The 19,383-nt window shown below is 32.6% G+C and carries 20 protein-coding genes and 5 tRNA genes; all 25 read left to right on the forward strand.

From position 1 onward, the window contains the following. Positions 1-13 precede the first annotated feature (13 nt). Positions 14-826 (forward strand): helix-turn-helix domain-containing protein, encoded by an 813-nt coding sequence (locus QZZ53_RS02300; RefSeq protein ID WP_296381026.1) that lies wholly within the window; start codon positions 14-16, stop codon positions 824-826. Positions 827-903: 77 nt separating this feature from the next. Next, positions 904-2,211, forward strand: coding sequence for a YCF48-related protein (locus QZZ53_RS02305; RefSeq protein ID WP_296381029.1), 1,308 nt, complete (start codon positions 904-906; stop codon positions 2,209-2,211). 45 nt (positions 2,212-2,256) lie between these two features. After that, positions 2,257-3,528 (forward strand): DUF2851 family protein, encoded by a 1,272-nt coding sequence (locus QZZ53_RS02310; RefSeq protein ID WP_296381031.1) that lies wholly within the window; start codon positions 2,257-2,259, stop codon positions 3,526-3,528. A gap of 173 nt (positions 3,529-3,701) precedes the next feature. After that, complete coding sequence (locus QZZ53_RS02315) at positions 3,702-3,929, forward strand: PspC domain-containing protein (RefSeq protein WP_296381033.1); 228 nt, start codon at positions 3,702-3,704, stop codon at positions 3,927-3,929. A gap of 1 nt (position 3,930) precedes the next feature. Then, a complete protein-coding gene (locus QZZ53_RS02320) occupies positions 3,931-4,953 on the forward strand; it encodes a potassium channel protein (RefSeq protein WP_296381034.1) in 1,023 nt (340 codons plus the stop codon). Positions 4,954-5,049: 96 nt separating this feature from the next. Continuing rightward, positions 5,050-6,645, forward strand: coding sequence for an alanine/glycine:cation symporter family protein (locus QZZ53_RS02325; RefSeq protein ID WP_296381036.1), 1,596 nt, complete (start codon positions 5,050-5,052; stop codon positions 6,643-6,645). Positions 6,646-6,662: 17 nt separating this feature from the next. Further along, entirely contained in the window at positions 6,663-7,538 is an 876-nt protein-coding gene (locus QZZ53_RS02330) for a helix-hairpin-helix domain-containing protein (RefSeq protein WP_296381038.1), read from the forward strand. 13 nt (positions 7,539-7,551) lie between these two features. Beyond that, a complete protein-coding gene (locus QZZ53_RS02335) occupies positions 7,552-8,718 on the forward strand; it encodes an acyl-CoA dehydrogenase family protein (protein ID WP_296381040.1) in 1,167 nt (388 codons plus the stop codon). 250 nt (positions 8,719-8,968) lie between these two features. Continuing rightward, positions 8,969-9,592 (forward strand): outer membrane beta-barrel protein, encoded by a 624-nt coding sequence (locus QZZ53_RS02340; protein WP_296381042.1) that lies wholly within the window; start codon positions 8,969-8,971, stop codon positions 9,590-9,592. Between the two features lie 15 nt (positions 9,593-9,607). Beyond that, a complete protein-coding gene (locus QZZ53_RS02345) occupies positions 9,608-10,243 on the forward strand; it encodes a hypothetical protein (protein WP_296381044.1) in 636 nt (211 codons plus the stop codon). Positions 10,244-10,381: 138 nt separating this feature from the next. Next, positions 10,382-11,272 (forward strand): tyrosine-type recombinase/integrase, encoded by an 891-nt coding sequence (locus QZZ53_RS02350; protein ID WP_296381048.1) that lies wholly within the window; start codon positions 10,382-10,384, stop codon positions 11,270-11,272. A 76-nt stretch (positions 11,273-11,348) separates the two neighbouring features. Continuing rightward, positions 11,349-11,651 (forward strand): ribosome-associated translation inhibitor RaiA, encoded by a 303-nt coding sequence (gene raiA / locus QZZ53_RS02355; protein WP_296381051.1) that lies wholly within the window; start codon positions 11,349-11,351, stop codon positions 11,649-11,651. 114 nt (positions 11,652-11,765) lie between these two features. After that, positions 11,766-11,839, forward strand: a tRNA-Thr gene (locus QZZ53_RS02360). Between the two features lie 78 nt (positions 11,840-11,917). Further along, positions 11,918-11,999: transfer RNA gene (locus QZZ53_RS02365), tRNA-Tyr, on the forward strand. A gap of 164 nt (positions 12,000-12,163) precedes the next feature. Next, a tRNA-Gly gene (locus QZZ53_RS02370) sits at positions 12,164-12,236 on the forward strand. A gap of 60 nt (positions 12,237-12,296) precedes the next feature. Next, a tRNA-Thr gene (locus QZZ53_RS02375) sits at positions 12,297-12,368 on the forward strand. 67 nt (positions 12,369-12,435) lie between these two features. Beyond that, positions 12,436-13,623: an elongation factor Tu gene (tuf, locus tag QZZ53_RS02380; protein WP_296381054.1), complete on the forward strand. Its 1,188-nt coding sequence runs from the start codon at positions 12,436-12,438 to the stop codon at positions 13,621-13,623. 64 nt (positions 13,624-13,687) lie between these two features. Then, positions 13,688-13,760: transfer RNA gene (locus tag QZZ53_RS02385), tRNA-Trp, on the forward strand. Positions 13,761-13,823: 63 nt separating this feature from the next. Further along, on the forward strand, positions 13,824-14,018 hold the full coding sequence (gene secE, locus QZZ53_RS02390) for a preprotein translocase subunit SecE (protein WP_296381056.1): 195 nt from the start codon (positions 13,824-13,826) through the stop codon (positions 14,016-14,018). Positions 14,019-14,032: 14 nt separating this feature from the next. Beyond that, the gene (nusG, locus tag QZZ53_RS02395) at positions 14,033-14,578 is read left to right on the forward strand and encodes a transcription termination/antitermination protein NusG (RefSeq protein WP_296381058.1); all 546 of its coding nucleotides are present in this window, start codon (positions 14,033-14,035) and stop codon (positions 14,576-14,578) included. Between the two features lie 66 nt (positions 14,579-14,644). Continuing rightward, positions 14,645-15,085: a 50S ribosomal protein L11 gene (gene rplK / locus QZZ53_RS02400; protein WP_115816382.1), complete on the forward strand. Its 441-nt coding sequence runs from the start codon at positions 14,645-14,647 to the stop codon at positions 15,083-15,085. Between the two features lie 11 nt (positions 15,086-15,096). Further along, positions 15,097-15,786 carry a 50S ribosomal protein L1 gene (gene rplA / locus QZZ53_RS02405; RefSeq protein ID WP_296381064.1) on the forward strand — a complete coding sequence of 230 codons (690 nt, stop codon included), beginning with the start codon at positions 15,097-15,099 and terminating at the stop codon, positions 15,784-15,786. Between the two features lie 19 nt (positions 15,787-15,805). Next, a complete protein-coding gene (rplJ, locus tag QZZ53_RS02410) occupies positions 15,806-16,327 on the forward strand; it encodes a 50S ribosomal protein L10 (protein ID WP_296381067.1) in 522 nt (173 codons plus the stop codon). Between the two features lie 66 nt (positions 16,328-16,393). After that, complete coding sequence (rplL, locus tag QZZ53_RS02415; protein WP_296381069.1) at positions 16,394-16,768, forward strand: 50S ribosomal protein L7/L12; 375 nt, start codon at positions 16,394-16,396, stop codon at positions 16,766-16,768. 123 nt (positions 16,769-16,891) lie between these two features. Next, on the forward strand, positions 16,892-19,383 hold a 2,492-nt coding region (gene rpoB / locus QZZ53_RS02420; RefSeq protein WP_296381072.1), incomplete at its 3' end, for a DNA-directed RNA polymerase subunit beta.

Below are 19,383 nucleotides of genomic sequence, written 5' to 3' on the forward strand. Positions count from 1 at the left end.
ATTTAGTAGTACTATGCTGTTTAAAAAACATCCTCCATCCCAAGATTATGAGCACATTATTGCTTATTTCTGGACATTGAAGCCATCTAATAGTGATGTAGTTGATGGACAGTATAGATTTGTGCCAGATGCTTATGTAGATTGGGTATTTCATTCTGGTGAACCTTGGCAATGTGATTTTCCTAATGTAGAGGATAACATAAAGACAGACCAATTTCATGTTTTTGGGCAAATAAAAAAATACATAGATTTATCACTTCCTAAGCAAAATTTAGATGTATTTGCAGTGAAATTTCACCCTTGGGTTGCGGATAAAATTTGGAATGTAGATATGCATTATCTTACGGATAGTTGTCTGAGTTTGTCTCAATTAAATTTACCTGATATGAGTGAACTCCAAGAGAAAATAATACTTTCTAAAGATGTAAAAACAAAAATAGAACATATTGAACAGTACCTTTTTTCTTTTTTAAATGATAATTACAAAAAGAGTTTAAAATATGTGCTTTCAGATTTATCAATAAATGCCCATAACTTAATAAAAAATCAAAGCACAGGTATTGGGTTACGACGATTAGAACAACGCTTTAAAAATGAAATAGGAATTTCTCCAAAGTTATTTTCTAGAACAATTCGAATTAATAAAGTTATTGAGCAAATGAAAGTAAACACAGAGCAGTCATTAACTCAGTTAGCTTTAGCGAATAATTACTACGATCAATCTCATTTTATAAAGGACTTTAAACAATTTACAGGACTGAATCCTTCCAAATTTTTAAAATCTATTAATCCAAATGGTGATATTTTGAACCTACGCGTTGGTTGAGAATTTCGTTTTTTTACAATTTATCGACTGCTAATAAGTCTAGTTTTGAGGTATGTGTTTCACAAAACTTCAAACAAATGAAAGTAATTCAAAACTATTTTTTTATTTCCTTAATGATATTTGGATTTTGTACACAGCAAATATTCGCACAAGAATGGCAAACATTAAATGCATCTACATTGAGTTGGCGCTTTGAGGATATGCAATTTATTGATGCTGATGTAGGTTGGGTTGTAGATGGAGGAGGTCAAATTCTAAAAACTACTGATGGTGGTCAAACATGGAATCAGCAGTACTATAACTCTAATCATTATTTTAGAAGTGTTGAGTTTTATAATGAACAGATTGGTTTTGCTGGCACACTTGCTAATGGTAATCCAACAACAACATTATTAAAAACGATTGATGGTGGTGAAACTTGGACAGATATATCTTCTACATTACCTATTAATGTTCCTGGGATTTGTGGAATGCATATGACAAATGAAGAAACGATTTTTATTACAGGAGTATTCTATGGATCTGCATATATTATGAAATCTGTAAATCAAGGTGAAACATGGACTTATACCAATATGGGAAGTTTATGTAATGCTTTGGTAGATATTTATTTTAAAGATGAAAATATAGGCTTTGCGGCTGGTCAAAGTCCTCAAGGAACTGGTTTAAAAGGTGTTTTAATAAGAACCGTAGATGGAGGTAATACGTGGAGTACATTAGCTATTAGTAATGGTAATGATCAGCGCATCTGGAAAATACAAGAATTAGATAAGGATGTTATGTATGCATCTGTAGAAGCATTTACATCTACACCAGAATATTTTAAATCTTCAGATGGCGGATTAACATGGCAACTAAATTCTGTGACATCTGCAGGTGTTTCTGGTACAATACAAGGTGTTGGGTTTTTAAGTGAGAATGTTGGTTGGGTTGGTGGTTTTGGTGAGTTTTTTTATGAAACAACTAATCAGGGTCAAACTTGGGAATATAAATCTACTGTTGGCTCTAGTTATAATAGGTTTCAGCGTATTAATGATACGCTTATGTATACTTCTGGCGTTAATGTATATAAATATATAGATCCTGCACTTTTAAGTATTGATGAGTTTGATATACCAAAACCTAAAGGGCATTCTTTAGTTGTTAAGAATTCTAATGTTATAAATAATAGCGCAACTATTAAATTAAATTTAATTAATAATACTTTTTGCGAATTGAGTGTTTATAATAATTCAGGGCAACGTCTGCAAACACTAATGTCAACTATGAAAGAAGCTGGTGGATATGAAATTAATTGGAATTCATCGACACTTACTTCGGGTAATTATTATTTGGTGCTTTATACATATCATGGTTATGAATCTATAAAGGTTTTGAAGAAATAATTAGATAAACTTTATAATTTTAAATTCGAACCTTATTTTAGTAGAATGAGAGAGGATTTTCTTCATTATGTCTGGAAACATAAAGCTTTCAATTCGTCTAACTTAAAAACAGTTAAAGACGAAACCATTACTATTAAGCAATTAGGCCAGCATAACCATAATGCTGGCCCAGATTTTTTTAATGCACAGCTAAGTATTAGTAGCCAGCTTTGGGCTGGTAATGTAGAAATACATACAAAATCATCAGATTGGTATGTGCATAATCACGAAATAGACAAAGCTTATGATAATGTAATTTTGCATGTAGTTTGGGATCACGACACAGAAATTTTTAGAAAAGATAATTCTGAAATCTCAACTTTAGAACTCAAGCATTATGTTGATAAGGATTTATTAAATAATTATGAAAAACTTATGCAATCTAAGTCTTGGATTAATTGTGAATCAAATTTTCATAAGGTTGATGATTTTCTGCTCAATAATTGGTTAGAACGTTTATACATAGAACGTTTAGAGTGTAAGTCTGAAATTATTCAAGAGCTATTAAAAACTTCAAATAATGATTGGGAAGCTGTATTATTTAAAATGCTTTTAAAGAATTTTGGTCTTAAAGTTAATGGTAAATCATTTGCTAGTTTAGCAAATTCATTTGATTTTTCAATACTAAGAAAACTTCAAAATGATGTTTTAGATATTGAAGCTTTATTGTTTGGACAAGCAAGTTTGTTAGATGATGATGTGCAAGATGTTTATTGTTCAGACTTAAAAGAACGCTATCAATTTTTAAAGCAGAAGTTTAGACTTAATAATCAAGGTGTATTGCCAGTTCAGTTTTTTAGATTGAGACCACCAAATTTTCCAAATATTCGTTTGTCTCAGTTTGCAAATCTCTATGCATTAGAACATAGTTTGTTTTCAAGAATGATTGATTTAAAAACTAAAGAGGACTATTATAAATTGCTAAAAAAAGGAGCTACTGATTTTTGGAAGACACATTACACATTTTCTAAAACATCAAAAAAATCTAAAAAACTATTAACTGAATCTTTTATTGATTTACTTATTATCAATACCATTATTCCGTTAAAATTCAGTTATTCTAAATCTCAAGGAAAGTCTATTGACGATGATTTGTTTCAACTCATTAAGCAATTAAAAATTGAAAAGAATAGCATTGTGTCTAAATTTCAGGATTTAAAGAAGGTAGAAAACAATGCTCTGAATTCTCAGGCATTATTGCAATTAAAGCAGCAATATTGTGATAAGAATAAATGTCTACAATGTGCTGTAGGCAATAGTCTAATCGTTAAAAATTGATATGCCAATTAAACCATAAAATGTTTTATCTAAAACGAAATTATTTTTAAATTTAAAAACGCTATGATTAAATTGCATAGCATAGCTACGGAATTTATGAGCAAGACATTTAAATTAAAAAAGAATAAGTTGACATACCATATTTTATGGTTTAATTGGTATAACTTGCCGATATGAATTGGTTCTATGCCTTATTACTCTATTTTCAGAAACGTGGCTATTATGTATGTCAGCGTATTGCAGATCGTTTGGGTATTAGAGCTAAAATTGTAAGAACATCTTTTATGTATCTTACTTTTGTAACCGTAGGTTTTGGATTTGCTCTATATTTGTTTTTAGCGTTTTGGATGCGAATAAAAGATATTGTCTATACTAAACGCTCTTCGGTTTTCGATTTATAATATGAATAATCCACTTTTAAGACTCTATAGATCTAAGATTTACACAGCCATAATGATGTTAGGCTTTTTGTTGTGTATTGGTGTGTTTGGCTATAAATTCATCTCTGGTTATGACTGGTTAGATGCATTTTATATGACGGTTATCACCATTACAACTGTTGGTTTTTCTGAAGTTAATCCGTTAGATCCACAATCTAAGATATTTACTATTTTTTTAATTTTAGCAAGTGTGGTTATAGTGGGTTATGCTATATCTATAATAACCGAATATATATTAAGCAAGAGTAATATTAAAGATATAAAACAAAGAAAGATGCAGAAGAAAATTGATGCTATGTCTAATCACATCATCATTTGTGGATTTGGGCGAAATGGAAAGCAGGCAGCTCGAAAGCTATTTGCATACAAAAAACCGTTTGTGATTATAGAAAAAAATAAAGAGGTCATCGAAAAATATCAAGAAGATGATATTCCTTTTATTTATGGAAATGCCAATGAAGATGAAACACTTTATGAGGCTGGTATTGAAAAAGCAAGCACACTTATCTCTGCTTTGCCAAACGATGCGGATAATTTATTTGTAGTATTGTCTGCTAGACAGATTAATAAAAAAATGCACATCATTAGTAGAGCTTCACAAGAAACATCTTATGAGAAGCTAAAATTAGCAGGCGCCAATAATGTTATTCTTCCAGATCGCATTGGAGGAGATCACATGGCATCTTTAGTTGTGATACCTGATTTAGTTGAGTTTATTGATAATTTAGGCATCGTTGGCGAACGGAATATTAATGTTGAAGAAGTTAAGGTAGAGCAACTTTATAATGCCAAGGAAACAAAGACAATTAGAGATTTAGATCTAAGAAAAAAAACAGGCTGTACTGTTATTGGTTTTAAAGATGACAAAGGAGAATATATTGTTAATCCTGAAGCAGATACCAGATTAGTTCTTGGGTCTAAAATTATTGTTTTAGGGAGACCAGAACAAATTCAAAAACTAAACTCAGAGTATAATATAGCTTAGGTTTTAAACCCTTTTTAACGTCTCTAACTTTAAAAACTCATTTTTTTTTAGCATCTTGTCGGCTATAAAAACTAAAACTAACTAATAACTACACTCATGAAGAAATATCTTCTATCGCTTTTTGCTTTATTATTACCATTATTAAACTTTGCTCAAGAAGCCCAAGAAATGGGTGTTGATGAGAAGATTGATCAAGTTTTTGGAAATTTAACAGGTTGGTTTGTTACTGCTATTTTTTATCAAATAGATTTTGGCGGAGGAGTTAAAGTATTTTGGGTATTATTTCCATTGATTCTAGGAGCATTATATTTTACAGTTTATTTTAAGTTTATAAATTTCAAAGGATTTTTTACATCTGTAAATATTGTAAGAGGAAAATATGATGAATTAGATCATCATGAATCTTTAGTTGGAGCAGGTGATTCTACACCTGGAGGAGATAATATAGAAACAATTGCTATAGAAGGCCATGAAGGAGAGGTTTCGCATTTCCAAGCTTTAACAGCTGCACTTTCCGCAACAGTAGGTTTAGGTAATATTGCAGGAGTTGCTATTGCAGTTTCTATTGGTGGAGCTGGAGCAACTTTTTGGATGATTGTTGCAGGTTTTCTTGGTATGGCTTCTAAGTTTGTAGAATGTACACTAGGTGTAAAATATAGAGATATTGATGAAAACGGAACTGTCTTTGGTGGTCCAATGTATTATCTTACTAAAGGATTAAAATCAAAAGGTTTAGGTGGTTTAGGTAAAGTTTTAGCAGCAGTATTTGCTGTATTTGTAATTGGTGGTTCTTTTGGAGGCGGTAACATGTTTCAAGTAAATCAGGCAGCTCAGTTATTTGAGCATATGACTGGTGGTGAAGAATCATTTATAAATGGATACCGTTGGGTCTTTGGTTTAGTAATGGCAATTTTAGTAGGTATTGTAATTATTGGAGGTATAAAGAAAATTGCGAAAGTTACAGACAAGATAGTGCCATTTATGGTTGTCATATATGTTGCAGCTTCACTTTTTGTAATCTTCGCTAATTATGATATGGTTGGAGATGCTTTTGTACAAATATTTAATGGCGCATTTAGTCCAGAAGGTGTAGCGGGTGGAGCAATTGGTGTTTTAGTACAAGGATTTAGAAGAGCAGCTTTTTCAAACGAAGCAGGTGTTGGTTCTGCTTCTATAGCGCACTCAGCAGTGAAAACTAAATATGCAGCATCAGAAGGTTTGGTGGCTTTGCTAGAACCATTTATTGATACTGTTGTGGTTTGTACTATGACTGCTTTAGTATTAGTAATAACAGGAAATGTAACTTCAGCTAATGCAGGTCTAAATGATGCAGATGCTATCTTACTTACATCTGGAGCTTTTGAGTCTGCTATATCATGGTTCCCTTATGTATTAACTGTTGCAGTTGTATTATTTGCATTTAGTACTATGATTTCATGGTCATATTATGGTTACCAAGGTTGGGCTTATCTATTCGGAAGAACAAAAAGAACGGAGTACATCTATAAAGTATTGTTTTGCTTATTTGTAATCGTTGGAGCTTCAATTAGCTTAGGTTCTGTAATAGGATTCTCCGATGCCATGATTTTTGCAATGATGGTACCTAATATGATAGGTTTAGTTATTCTTGCACCTAAAGTAAAAGCGGAATTAACAAAATATATGGATGCTATAAAAGCTAGAAAAGCTTAAATTAGATAAAAAAGTATATGAAATCCCATTTCCAGTTTTCTAACAAACAGCGAAGTGGGATTTTTTTATTGGTATTAGTTATAATTGTAGCACAATGTATTTATTTGTTTACGGGCTTTTCAAATAATGAGATTCCAGTAAATCAAGATGAATTAGATACATTTAGAAATGAAATAGATTCACTGCGATTAGTTGAGATTGAAAATAGTAAACCGAAAATTTATCCTTTCAATCCAAATTATATTACAGATTATAAAGGCTATACTTTAGGAATGACCAATGAAGAAATTGACCGACTTCATCAATTTAGAACAGATAATAAATGGGTGAATTCCGCAAGAGAGTTTCAACAGGTTACTAAAGTTTCAGATTCATTATTAGCTCTAATATCTCCTTATTTTAAATTTCCAGACTGGGTTACAAATCCAAAGCCTAAAGTAAATAGCTACAATAATTCATACTCAAATTCTAATACACCAAAGACATTTGCTCAAAAAATAGATTTAAACAAAGCAATAGCTAGTCAATTACAAAAAGTTTATGGTGTTGGAGAAAAACTTTCAATGCGAATCATTGAATATAGAAATAAATATAAAGGTGGTTTTATTTCAGATGTTCAAATTTCTGAAGTTTGGGGCTTGTCTTCAGAAGTCATTGAACGCATAAAAAATGACTTCACAGTTAAAACTCCCAGAACAATTACTAAGTTTAATTTGAATACTGCAACTAGAGACGAATTAGTGACTATTCAATATATAGACTACGAAGTTGCTAATAATATTATTGAAGAGCGAACCTTAAGAGATGGCTTTAAATCTTTAGAAGAATTAACAAAAGTTGAAGATTTTCCAATTAAAAAAATCGAGATAATTAAGTTATATTTGCACCTATAACAAATAACAATACATGTCTGATTTATATTTCACAGAAGAGCATAATTTATTTAGAGAAAGTCTTAGGGATTTTCTACAAAAGGAAGTAGTGCCACATATCGAAAAATGGGAGGAAACTGGAAATATTGAACGCTTCATTTGGAAAAAATTTGGTGATATGGGTTATTTTGGTCTTGCTTATCCTGAAAAATACGGAGGGCTCGATTTAGATTTATTTTATACGGTTATATTTTTAGAGGAATTACAGCGTATAAATTCTGGCGGTTTTGCTGCTGCAATGTGGGCACATGCTTATTTAGCAATGACGCATCTTAATAAAGAAGGTGATGAAGCAATTAAAGAAAAATATTTAGCAGGTAGTATATCTGGAGATCAAATAGGTTGTTTGTGTATAACGGAGCCATTTGGTGGAAGTGATGTTGCAGGTATGAGAACTACAGCTGTTAAAAAAGGAGATATTTATGTAATAAATGGTTCAAAAACATTTATTACAAATGGAGTGTATAGCGACTATTTGATTGTTGCTGCTAAAACAAATCCCGAACTTGGTAATAAAGGAATTAGCATATTTGTTATGGATAGAGATACACCTGGTATTTCTGCTACAAAGCTAGATAAGTTAGGTTGGAGAGCTTCAGATACTGGTGAAATTGCATTTGATAATGTTGAGATTCCTGCGTCTAATTTAATGGGAGAAGAAAATCAAGGCTTTCCATATATAATGCAGCATTTCTCATTAGAGCGATTGATTATGGCTGTAAATTCTCATGCAAGAGCAGAATACGCATTAGAATATGCTAAACAATACATGTCAGAAAGAACAGCTTTCGGAAGAACTATTGATAAGTTTCAGGCTTTAAGACACACGTATGCTGATTGTGAAACGCAAATGGAAATTTGTAAGCAATTTAACTACTACGTAGCAAAACGTTTAGATATGGGAGATTATGTCGTAAAAGAAGCTACAATGTCTAAATTACAGTCTACAAAAATGGCAGATAATGTTATCTATCAATGCCTTCAATTTTTAGGAGGTTATGGTTTTATGGAAGAATATCCATTAGCACGTATGGCAAGAGATAGCCGTTTAGGACCAATAGGTGGTGGAACTTCAGAGATACTCAAAGAAATCATTGCAAAGATGGTAATTGATGACAAGGACTACAAGCCTGTAACATAACTTGTAAAAGATCTTCATTTCGCTCATATAAGAATATTCTTTTTTTTCAATGTGAAAAAACCATAACTATTTGGTCGTAAGTATATTAATGTTGTTAATATTTTGTTTAATTTTAATTTTATTTTGTTTTTTTAATGCTTTCTTTCAGATAAATAAATCTCAAAATTATTTATCATGAAAACAATCAAAGAGACAAAAAGATTAGCAGCTGTTTTGGTAGGTAATATTATTAGCTGGTTAACAAAATGATATGAAAAACTGTCTAATTACATTTTTATTCATATTTTCAACTTCATCAATTTTTGCACAAGATGATTATAAAGAGTCGGGTAAGAAAGGAAATTGGATTATAACCAATCAATTTGGTATAGCGACTTTAGAAGCTGAGGATTTTTTTAAAGTGAGGGCATCTGTATTTGAAGGAGCTTTTAGTAGAGAGTTTTTTTTAAATGAAAAATTTTCAATAGTAACTGGTCTTGAGTTTTTAAGAGTAAAGGCAGATTTTCAAGATTTAGATAATAAGCAACAACATATTTCTAATAATCACATTAATCTTCCGTTATCAGTAAAATTTTATAATAATAAATCTGATAAAATAGCTCTATTTGCTGAAGTAGGATTATATGGTTCTTACCTTTATGAATCAAAAGTTGAAAATATATTTGAGAATGAAACTCAAAAGCAAAAAAAGCTAGGGTTTAATTTCGGACAACATTTTATTGCAGGCTTAAGATTTAAATTAGATAAGAAATATAGTGCTAGTTTAGGGTTCAAATATAAGTCTGATTTCTCAAGTAGCTATAGTGATTCAAAGCAACAATTTGAGTTAACTGAATATTATGCAGTTCAGTTGGGTTTATATTTAGTGCTCTAGGTGTTGAATTTGTGTTTGAGATTGACATATGTTAATCTAGTTGCGATTCTTTTTTTTGGCTGCAGTAACGAGTATAAAAGGCAAGTAGTCAATCTAGGTTTAAATAAAGAAAAAGCATATCTAATATTTAGAGGAACCAATACAAAAGAAGGTTTTTTTGCAAGAGAATTTAATATTAAGGATACCTTAAGCTCTCATGTTGGCTTTACACTTTTTGATTCATCAAGGTGGAATGTGTTTCATGTATTAGAGAATAAAAATTCTACCACAGATTATAATGTTGAAATTCTAGATGGATTTTTGAATAAAGAAAAAAACAAAGTATTTTACTATAGTCTATGGGAAATTGAAAGCTTAAAATTAGAAGAGATTGATTCTTTGCGCAAAATTATCAAGAGATATAAGTCAAAGAAGATTACTTTCGATAAAAACTTTTCTCATAAAGATTCAACTAAATTAGATTGCTCTGAATTTATATGCGAAGCACTGAATAAAATTAATTCAGATAAATTTAATTTCGAATTTCACAAAAGAGAACTTAAAGGTATTTATAAAACCTATTTCAAAAAAGACACTTTAGAGTATTATCCTGTTGATATGTTTCAAAGTAACGCCAATTTTAAATTTTTTTTTGAGTGGAATAATCAGTAAATGGACTTTCAAAACAAATAATTATTTTGCAATTCATATGTTGATATTATGAGTTGTTGCATTTTTTGTTCTATGCTCAATTATAACTTATTACAAATAGTTATATTTAATGAGTTTATTAGCTGCCAAAAAAGACACATGAGCCTAAAAGCATTTTCAGAATATTTATTGTTAGAAAAGAAATATTCTAAGCACACTGTTGTGGCTTATATAAGAGATGCAGAAACATTTCAAGAATTTCTAAATGAGCATCATAATTTAATTGATATAGCTCAAGTAGGATATTCAGAAATTAGGCAATGGATTGTAGAGTTGGTTAATAGTGGTATATCTAATAGAACGATTAATAGAAAAGTATCTTCCTTAAATAGCTACTACAAATTTTTATTAAAAACTCAGTATATAGATGTTAACCCTCTAAAACAGCATAAAGCATTAAAAGTTGGTAAGAAGGTACAATTGCCCTTTTCAGAACAAGAACTTAAAACCGTACTCGAAAACGCGATAGAAGTCAATGATTTTGAAAGCGCAAGAAATCATTTAATAATAGAGATGTTTTATGCAACAGGCATTAGACGTATAGAATTAGTTAATTTGAAACTATTAGACATTGATTTTGGTAATAGACAATTAAAAGTATTAGGAAAGCGTAATAAAGAGCGTTACATTCCTTTAATAGAAACCTTGTCCAATTCCATAAAGACATATCTAGAATATCGAAGCCAATTGCCAATAATAGAAGATAAGGAGATGTTATTTTTAACTAAAAAAGGTCTTAAAATTTACGAAATGCTTGTTTACAGAGTAATAAATAAGTATTTTAGTGAAGCATCTTCAAAGGCAAAATGTAGTCCACATGTATTAAGGCACTCATTTGCGACACACTTATTAAATCAAGGTGCAGATTTAAATGCAGTAAAAGAACTTCTAGGACATACCAGTTTAGCAGCCACTCAAGTTTATACTCACAATAGTATAGCCGAGTTAAAAAAAGTATATGCCAAATCACATCCCAGAAATCTTCGTTAAGTTTTATGCTTAACAACAATTAATCTGTGTTAAACGAATCTCGTTTAACACACATGTTTAACTTAAAAGGAAGTATATGAAAGTAAACACACAATCCGTAAATTTTAATGCAGATAGTACGCTAATTGATTTTATTCAGAAGCGTATGGATAAACTAGATATGTTTTATGATAAAATAATACAATCCGATGTATATTTAAAAGTAGAAAACACAAGCGGTAAAGAAAATAAAATTTTTGAAGCTAAGGTAAGTGTGCCTGGTGATAGTTTTGTAGTGAAAAAGCAATGTAAAAGCTTTGAAGAAGGCGCAGATATAGCTATTGCATCACTAGAAAGACAAATCAAAAAAAGAAAAGAAAAATTAAGAGCCAGAACTTGATTAAAATTTTTTCAAAAATGTTTTGAATAATTAAATAAAACACTACATTTGCAGTCCGTTAGAAATAGCGGACTTTTTTATGGTCAGTTTTTGACGTTAGAAAAGTAAGAAAAAGCCGATGTAGCTCAGCTGGCTAGAGCAGCTGATTTGTAATCAGCAGGTCGTGGGTTCGAGTCCCTCCATCGGCTCTTTAAAAGTTTGATTTTTGCTTGAAATCCAGCTTTTTGAAAAATTTGAAATATTGAAATATTGAAATATTGAAAATTGGGGAGATACTCAAGCGGCCAACGAGGACAGACTGTAAATCTGTTGGTTTCACCTTCGCAGGTTCGAATCCTGCTCTCCCCACAATTTTTTTTAATAAAGAGTTGTCAAAAGTTAACTTTTGTAAAACTAAGTTTGAAAATTATATGGATTGGGTTTCCGATCCAGGATTACTAAGCAAAGCGAAGTAGTTCAATGATGAATTTGAAATATTGAAAACCATTAATTAAGGAGACTTAATTATAAATGCGAGAGTAGCTCAGTTGGTAGAGCGTCAGCCTTCCAAGCTGAATGTCGCCGGTTCGAACCCGGTCTCTCGCTCTAAAAGTTCCTGCGAAGGCAGGAGTCTCATTCTTAGGAGTGAGAGTATAAACACTTTACGCCGGTGTAGCTCAGGGGTAGAGCGTTTCCTTGGTAAGGAAGAGGTCACGAGTTCAAATCTCGTCATTGGCTCTTTTTTCTAAGTAGTTTAGAATTAACAATTGAACACTAATAATAAATAAGATTAAATAAATTAAACATGGCAAAGGCAACTTTCGATCGTTCAAAACCACACTTAAACATTGGTACTATTGGACACGTAGATCACGGTAAAACAACTTTAACTGCTGCTATTACTAAAGTATTAGCTGATGCAGGTTTATCTGAGGCAAAAGATTTCGATCAAATCGATAACGCACCAGAAGAAAAAGAAAGAGGTATAACAATTAATACTTCACACGTAGAATATGCAACGGCTAATCGTCATTACGCTCACGTTGACTGTCCTGGTCACGCGGATTACGTAAAGAATATGGTTACTGGTGCTGCTCAAATGGATGGTGCTATCTTAGTTGTTGCGGCAACAGATGGTCCAATGCCACAAACACGTGAGCATATCCTTTTAGGGCGTCAGGTAGGTATTCCTAGTATGGTTGTATTCATGAATAAAGTGGATATGGTTGATGATGAAGAGTTACTTGAATTAGTAGAGATGGAAATCAGAGATTTATTATCTTTTTATGAGTATGATGGTGATAATGGTCCTGTGATTGCTGGTTCTGCTTTAGGTGCCTTAAATGGTGAGCAAAAATGGGTTGATACAGTGATGGAATTAATGGCAGCTGTTGATAGCTGGATTAAAGAGCCTGTACGTGAGGTTGATAAAGATTTTTTAATGCCAATTGAAGATGTATTTTCAATTACTGGTCGTGGAACTGTAGCAACAGGTCGTATCGAAACTGGTATTGCTAATACTGGTGATCCTGTTGAGATTATCGGTATGGGTGCTGAGAAATTAACGTCTACTATTACAGGTATTGAGATGTTCCGTCAAATTTTGGATAGAGGTGAAGCTGGTGATAATGCTGGTATCTTATTAAGAGGTATTGAGAAGTCTCAAATCTCTAGAGGTATGGTAATTACTAAGCCAGGTTCTGTGACACCACACGCTAAATTTAAAGCTGAGGTTTACGTTCTTAAAAAAGAAGAAGGTGGGCGTCATACACCATTCCATAACAACTACCGTCCTCAGTTTTACGTACGTACAACTGATGTAACTGGAAACATTGCGCTTCCATCTGGTGTTGAAATGGTAATGCCTGGTGATAACTTAACAATTACTGTTGAGTTGATTCAGCCAATTGCAATGAACGTAGGTTTACGTTTTGCTATCCGTGAAGGTGGTAGAACAGTTGGTGCTGGTCAGGTTACAGAAATTTTAGACTAAACAAAATATAGTTAAATAATTAATTAAGGTGTCCCGAATTATCGGGATGCCTTGATTGATATTTACGGGTTTAGCTCAGTTGGTAGAGCACTGGTCTCCAAAACCAGGTGTCGTGAGTTCGAGTCTCTCAACCCGTGCAATAAATAAAAGTGAAGAGAGGTGAGTTTTAAATCATCTTAATTCAATAAAAAATAAATCAAATGGCAGGATTAATAACATATATAAAAGAATCGTTTGAAGAGTTAAAGAACAATGTGTCTTGGACACCTTGGCCAGAAGCTCAAAGATTAACGGTAATTGTAGCTGTGTTTTCAATTATTTTTTCACTAGCTATTTGGGGAGTGGATACTGTTTTTAGTAAAGCAGTTAAAGCTTATTTTGGGTTTATTAACTAACAACAAAGATGATTATGTCAGAGAAAAAATGGTATGTTGTTAGGGCTGTAAGTGGTCAAGAGAATAAAATTAAAGCTTATATTGAAAATGAAATTTCAAGATTAGGCTTAGAAGATTTTGTGGATCAGGTTTTAGTACCAACTGAGAAAGTTATTCAGATTCGTAAAGGAAAGAAAATACAGAAAGAGAAAGTTTATTTCCCTGGATATATTATGGTTCAAGCCAATTTAAGTGGTGAGATTCCTCATATTATTAAATCGATTACTAATGTTATCGGCTTTTTAGGTGAGACAAAAGGTGGAGATCCTGTGCCTTTAAGACAATCTGAAGTAAATAGAATGTTAGGTAAAGTAGATGAGTTAGCGATAGAAGCAGATGCGAATGTTGCAATACCATTTACAAAAGGAGAAACTGTAAAGGTTATCGACGGACCATTCAATGGTTTTGATGGTACTATCGAAAAAATTAATGAAGAAAAACGTAAGCTTGAGGTAATGGTTAAGATTTTTGGAAGAAAAACACCATTAGAGTTAAGTTATATGCAAGTAGAAAAAGTTTAATAATTGTTACAATAAAGAGCGTTCTGTCTATGCTTCCAATATAGATAGTCGTATAAACATTAAGAAATGGCAAAAGAAATAGACAAAGTAGTTAAGCTACAAGTTCGGGGAGGTGCTGCGAATCCATCGCCACCGGTAGGACCCGCTTTAGGTGCCGCTGGAGTTAATATCATGGAGTTCTGTAAGCAATTTAATGCTAGAACTCAAGATAAACCAGGTAAAGTTTTACCTGTGGTAATCTCTGTTTACAAAGACAAATCATTTGAGTTTGTAATCAAGACTCCACCAGCAGCAGTACAATTATTAGAAGCGGCCAAAGTAAAGAAAGGATCAGGAGAACCAAACCGACGTAAAGTAGCAAAAGTAACTTGGGATCAAGTTAAAACGATTGCTCAAGACAAAATGGTAGATTTAAATGCATTTGAAATCGGATCAGCTATGAAAATGGTTGCCGGTACTGCAAGATCGATGGGTATCACTGTTAAAGGAGGAGAAGCTCCAAACTAAATTTTTTAGAAATGGCAAGATTAACAAAGAAGCAAAAAGAGGCACAAGCAAAGGTAGATAGTAATAAAATTTACTCTTTAGAAGAAGCTTCAGCTTTACTAAAAGAAATTACATATACTAAGTTTGATGCTTCTATAGATTTAGCAATCAGATTAGGTGTAGATCCACGTAAAGCTAATCAAATGGTACGTGGAGTAGTTTCATTACCACATGGTACAGGTAAAGATATGAAGGTGCTTGCGCTAGTAACTCCAGACAAAGAAGCAGAAGCAAAAGAAGCTGGTGCTGATTATGTTGGATTAGATGAGTACTTACAGAAAATTAAAGATGGTTGGACAGATGTTGACGTTATCGTTACTATGCCAAGCATTATGGGTAAGTTAGGACCATTAGGTAGAGTATTAGGGCCAAGAGGTCTTATGCCAAACCCTAAGACTGGTACAGTAACTATGGATGTAGCTAAAGCAGTTACTGAAGTAAAAGCTGGTAAGATAGATTTTAAAGTAGATAAAACAGGTATTGTACATGCACCAATTGGTAAAGCATCGTTTAGTACTGATAAAATTATTGGGAATGCTCAAGAATTGTTATCTACAATTATGAAGTTAAAGCCAACGTCGTCAAAAGGTACGTATGTAAAGAGTATTTACATGTCTAGTACTATGAGTCCAAGTATCTCAATTGACACAAAAATAGGATAGTAGTTAAACTTAGAATATTATGACAAGAGAAGAAAAATCCCAAGTAATTGATGAGTTGACTGCTCAATTAGCAGATAATACAAATATCTATTTAACAGATATCTCTGGATTAGATGCAGCAACAACTTCAAACTTAAGAAGAGCATGTTTTAAGTCTAACATTAAGTTAGCTGTAGTTAAGAATACGCTTTTAGAGAAAGCTATGGAAGCATCGGACAAAGATTTCGGTGAATTGCCTACGACTTTAAAAGGAAATACATCAGTAATGTATTCTGAAACTGGTAATGCTCCAGCCAAAGTAATTAAAGAGTTTCGTAAAAAATCTGAAAAGCCCGTATTAAAAGGAGCTTTTATAGAAGAAGCGATTTATGTTGGCGATGATTTATTAGACACATTAGTAGATATTAAGTCTAGAGAAGAACTTCTTGGTGAGATTATTGGATTATTACAATCTCCTGCTAAGAATGTTATTTCAGCACTTAAGTCTAGTGGTGGTACAATCGCAGGAATTGTAAAAACCCTATCTGAAAGAGAAGGTTAATTTAAAGATTACACACAAGAAAAATTATATTACACACACACACACATTTATTAAAACAATAGAAAAATGGCAGATTTAAAAGATTTCGCAGAACAATTAGTTAATTTAACAGTAAAAGAAGTTAACGAATTAGCAACTATATTAAAAGACGAGTACGGTATTGAGCCTGCTGCTGCTGCTGTTGCAGTTGCTGCTGGTGCTGCTGCTGGTGGCGAAGCTGCTGAAGAGCAAACTGAATTCGACGTAATCCTTAAAGCAGCAGGTGGTTCTAAACTAGCTGTAGTGAAATTAGTTAAAGAATTAACTGGTTTAGGATTAAAAGAAGCTAAAGGTTTAGTTGATGATGCACCAAGTGCAATCAAAGAAGGCGTAACTAAAGACGAAGCTGAAGGCTTAAAATCTTCTTTAGAAGAAGCTGGAGCTGAGGTTGAACTTAAGTAAGTTTACCTTAACCTACAACATATGGTTTAGGTCTGGAGTAGTACTCTAAGACCTAAACCCTTTTGTGTATATAAACGTTATATGCATTTATTAGTATTTTTTTAATAAAAATCTCGTTCATCAATGTTAGCAAAAAAGGCTGAAAGAATTAATTTCTCTTCTATTGTAAATAGGACAGATTACCCGGACTTTTTGGATATCCAAATAAAATCCTTCCAGGATTTTTTCCAATTAGAAACAAAGTCAGAAGAAAGAGGCAATGAAGGTTTGTACAATACCTTCATGGAAAATTTTCCAATTACAGACACACGTAATCAATTCGTATTAGAATTTTTAGATTACTTTATTGATCCACCAAGATATTCTATCGAAGAATGTATTGAAAGAGGATTAACATATAGTGTGCCTTTAAAAGCAAGATTGAAATTATATTGTACCGATCCAGAACATGAGGATTTCGAAACAATTGTTCAAGATGTATATTTAGGAACTATTCCTTATATGACTCCAAGTGGTACTTTCTGTATCAATGGAGCAGAACGTGTTGTTGTATCTCAATTACATAGATCACCTGGTGTATTCTTTAGCCAGTCTTTCCATGCTAATGGAACGAAATTATATTCTGCAAGAGTAATTCCTTTTAAAGGATCTTGGATAGAATTTGCTACGGACATTAATAGTGTGATGTATGCTTACATTGATAGAAAGAAAAAGTTACCAGTAACCACACTTTTCCGTGCTATCGGATTTGAACGTGATAAAGATATTCTTGAAATTTTTGACCTTGCAGAAGAGATTAAAGTTTCTAAATCTGGTTTAAAGAAAGTTATCGGTCGTAAACTTGCGGCTCGTGTACTTAATACTTGGCATGAAGATTTTGTTGACGAGGATACAGGCGAAGTTGTATCTATTGAGCGTAACGAAATTGTATTAGATCGTGACACAATCATAGATAAAGAAAATATTGAAGAAATTCTTGAAGCAGAAGTAAAAACTATTCTTTTACACAAAGAAAGTGCGCAACAAGGAGATTACGCAATTATTCATAATACATTACAGAAAGATCCAACAAACTCTGAAAAAGAAGCTGTTGAGCACATCTACCGTCAATTACGTAACGCTGAGCCGCCAGATGAGGAGACAGCACGTGGTATTATTGACAAATTATTCTTCTCTGACCAACGTTATTCTTTAGGTGAAGTAGGTCGTTATAGAATGAACAAGAAATTACAGTTAGATATCGGTATGGACAAGCAAGTCTTGACTAAACTAGATATCATTACTATCATAAAATATTTAATTGAACTTATTAACTCTAAAGCAGAGATTGATGATATTGATCACTTATCTAACCGTCGTGTACGTACAGTAGGAGAGCAGTTATCTTCTCAGTTTGGTGTTGGTTTAGCACGTATGGCACGTACAATTCGTGAGCGTATGAATGTACGTGATAACGAAGTATTTACTCCAATAGATTTAATTAATGCGAAGACTTTATCGTCGGTTATTAATTCATTCTTTGGAACGAATCAGCTATCTCAATTTATGGATCAAACGAATCCTCTTGCAGAGATTACGCATAAGCGTCGTCTTTCAGCATTAGGACCAGGTGGTTTATCTAGGGAAAGAGCAGGTTTCGAAGTACGTGATGTTCATTATACTCATTACGGACGTTTATGTCCTATTGAAACACCAGAAGGACCAAACATTGGTTTAATTTCTTCTTTATCTGTATTTGCGAAAGTGAATTCTATGGGATTCATTGAAACGCCATATAGAAAAGTTGATAGTGGTGTTGTAGATATTAAAAATGAACCAACATATCTAAGTGCAGAAGAGGAAGAAGATATGTTAATTGCACAAGCTACTATTAAAGTAGATGATAAAGGAAAGATATTAGCGGATAAAATTATTTCTCGTCAAGAAGGTGATTTCCCTGTTATTGAACCATCAAGTGTAAATTATACAGACGTTGCACCAAACCAAATTGCATCGATTTCAGCATCATTAATTCCATTCTTGGAGCATGATGATGCCAACCGTGCATTAATGGGATCTAACATGATGCGTCAGGCAGTACCATTATTACGTCCTGAGGCACCAATCGTAGGAACCGGATTAGAACGTCAAGTAGCATCAGATTCTAGAGTATTAATTAATGCAGAAGGAGCTGGTACTGTAGAATATGTAGATGCAGAGAAAGTAACTATTAGGTACGAACGTACTGAGGAAGCTGCAATGGTAAGTTTTGAAAGTGATACTAAAACATATCCTTTAGTAAAGTTTAGAAAAACAAACCAAGGAACGTCTATCAACTTAAAACCAATTGTAGAGAAAGGTGATAAAGTTGCTAGAGGTCAAGTACTATGTGAAGGTTATGCTACACAAAATGGTGAATTAGCACTTGGTAGAAATATGAAAGTAGCCTTTATGCCTTGGAAAGGGTATAACTTTGAGGATGCAATTGTAATTTCTGAAAAGGTGGTGAGAGAAGATGTATTTACATCTATTCATATCGATGAGTATTCATTAGAAGTTAGAGATACTAAATTAGGTAATGAAGAGTTAACTAATGATATTCCTAACGTTTCAGAAGAAGCTACTAAAGATTTAGA

This window comes from Winogradskyella sp. (assembly GCF_016744625.1).
Lineage (GTDB): Bacteria > Bacteroidota > Bacteroidia > Flavobacteriales > Flavobacteriaceae > Winogradskyella.

Excerpts from the sequence above, each read along its gene's own strand:
- QZZ53_RS02305 (WP_296381029.1), top strand. The coding sequence starts at position 904 with ATGAAAGTAATTCAAAACTATTTTTTTATTTCCTTAATGATATTTGGA.
- rplJ (WP_296381067.1), top strand. The coding sequence starts at position 15,806 with ATGACAAGAGAAGAAAAATCCCAAGTAATTGATGAGTTGACTGCTCAA.
- QZZ53_RS02340 (WP_296381042.1), top strand. The coding sequence starts at position 8,969 with ATGAAAAACTGTCTAATTACATTTTTATTCATATTTTCAACTTCATCA.
- rplA (WP_296381064.1), top strand. The coding sequence starts at position 15,097 with ATGGCAAGATTAACAAAGAAGCAAAAAGAGGCACAAGCAAAGGTAGAT.
- QZZ53_RS02350 (WP_296381048.1), top strand. The coding sequence starts at position 10,382 with ATGAGCCTAAAAGCATTTTCAGAATATTTATTGTTAGAAAAGAAATAT.
- secE (WP_296381056.1), top strand. The coding sequence starts at position 13,824 with ATGGCAGGATTAATAACATATATAAAAGAATCGTTTGAAGAGTTAAAG.
- raiA (WP_296381051.1), top strand. The coding sequence starts at position 11,349 with ATGAAAGTAAACACACAATCCGTAAATTTTAATGCAGATAGTACGCTA.
- QZZ53_RS02320 (WP_296381034.1), top strand. The coding sequence starts at position 3,931 with ATGAATAATCCACTTTTAAGACTCTATAGATCTAAGATTTACACAGCC.
- tuf (WP_296381054.1), top strand. The coding sequence starts at position 12,436 with ATGGCAAAGGCAACTTTCGATCGTTCAAAACCACACTTAAACATTGGT.
- QZZ53_RS02315 (WP_296381033.1), top strand. The coding sequence starts at position 3,702 with ATGAATTGGTTCTATGCCTTATTACTCTATTTTCAGAAACGTGGCTAT.
- QZZ53_RS02335 (WP_296381040.1), top strand. The coding sequence starts at position 7,552 with ATGTCTGATTTATATTTCACAGAAGAGCATAATTTATTTAGAGAAAGT.
- QZZ53_RS02330 (WP_296381038.1), top strand. The coding sequence starts at position 6,663 with ATGAAATCCCATTTCCAGTTTTCTAACAAACAGCGAAGTGGGATTTTT.
- rplL (WP_296381069.1), top strand. The coding sequence starts at position 16,394 with ATGGCAGATTTAAAAGATTTCGCAGAACAATTAGTTAATTTAACAGTA.
- rplK (WP_115816382.1), top strand. The coding sequence starts at position 14,645 with ATGGCAAAAGAAATAGACAAAGTAGTTAAGCTACAAGTTCGGGGAGGT.
- QZZ53_RS02325 (WP_296381036.1), top strand. The coding sequence starts at position 5,050 with ATGAAGAAATATCTTCTATCGCTTTTTGCTTTATTATTACCATTATTA.
- QZZ53_RS02310 (WP_296381031.1), top strand. The coding sequence starts at position 2,257 with ATGAGAGAGGATTTTCTTCATTATGTCTGGAAACATAAAGCTTTCAAT.
- QZZ53_RS02300 (WP_296381026.1), top strand. The coding sequence starts at position 14 with ATGCTGTTTAAAAAACATCCTCCATCCCAAGATTATGAGCACATTATT.
- nusG (WP_296381058.1), top strand. The coding sequence starts at position 14,033 with ATGTCAGAGAAAAAATGGTATGTTGTTAGGGCTGTAAGTGGTCAAGAG.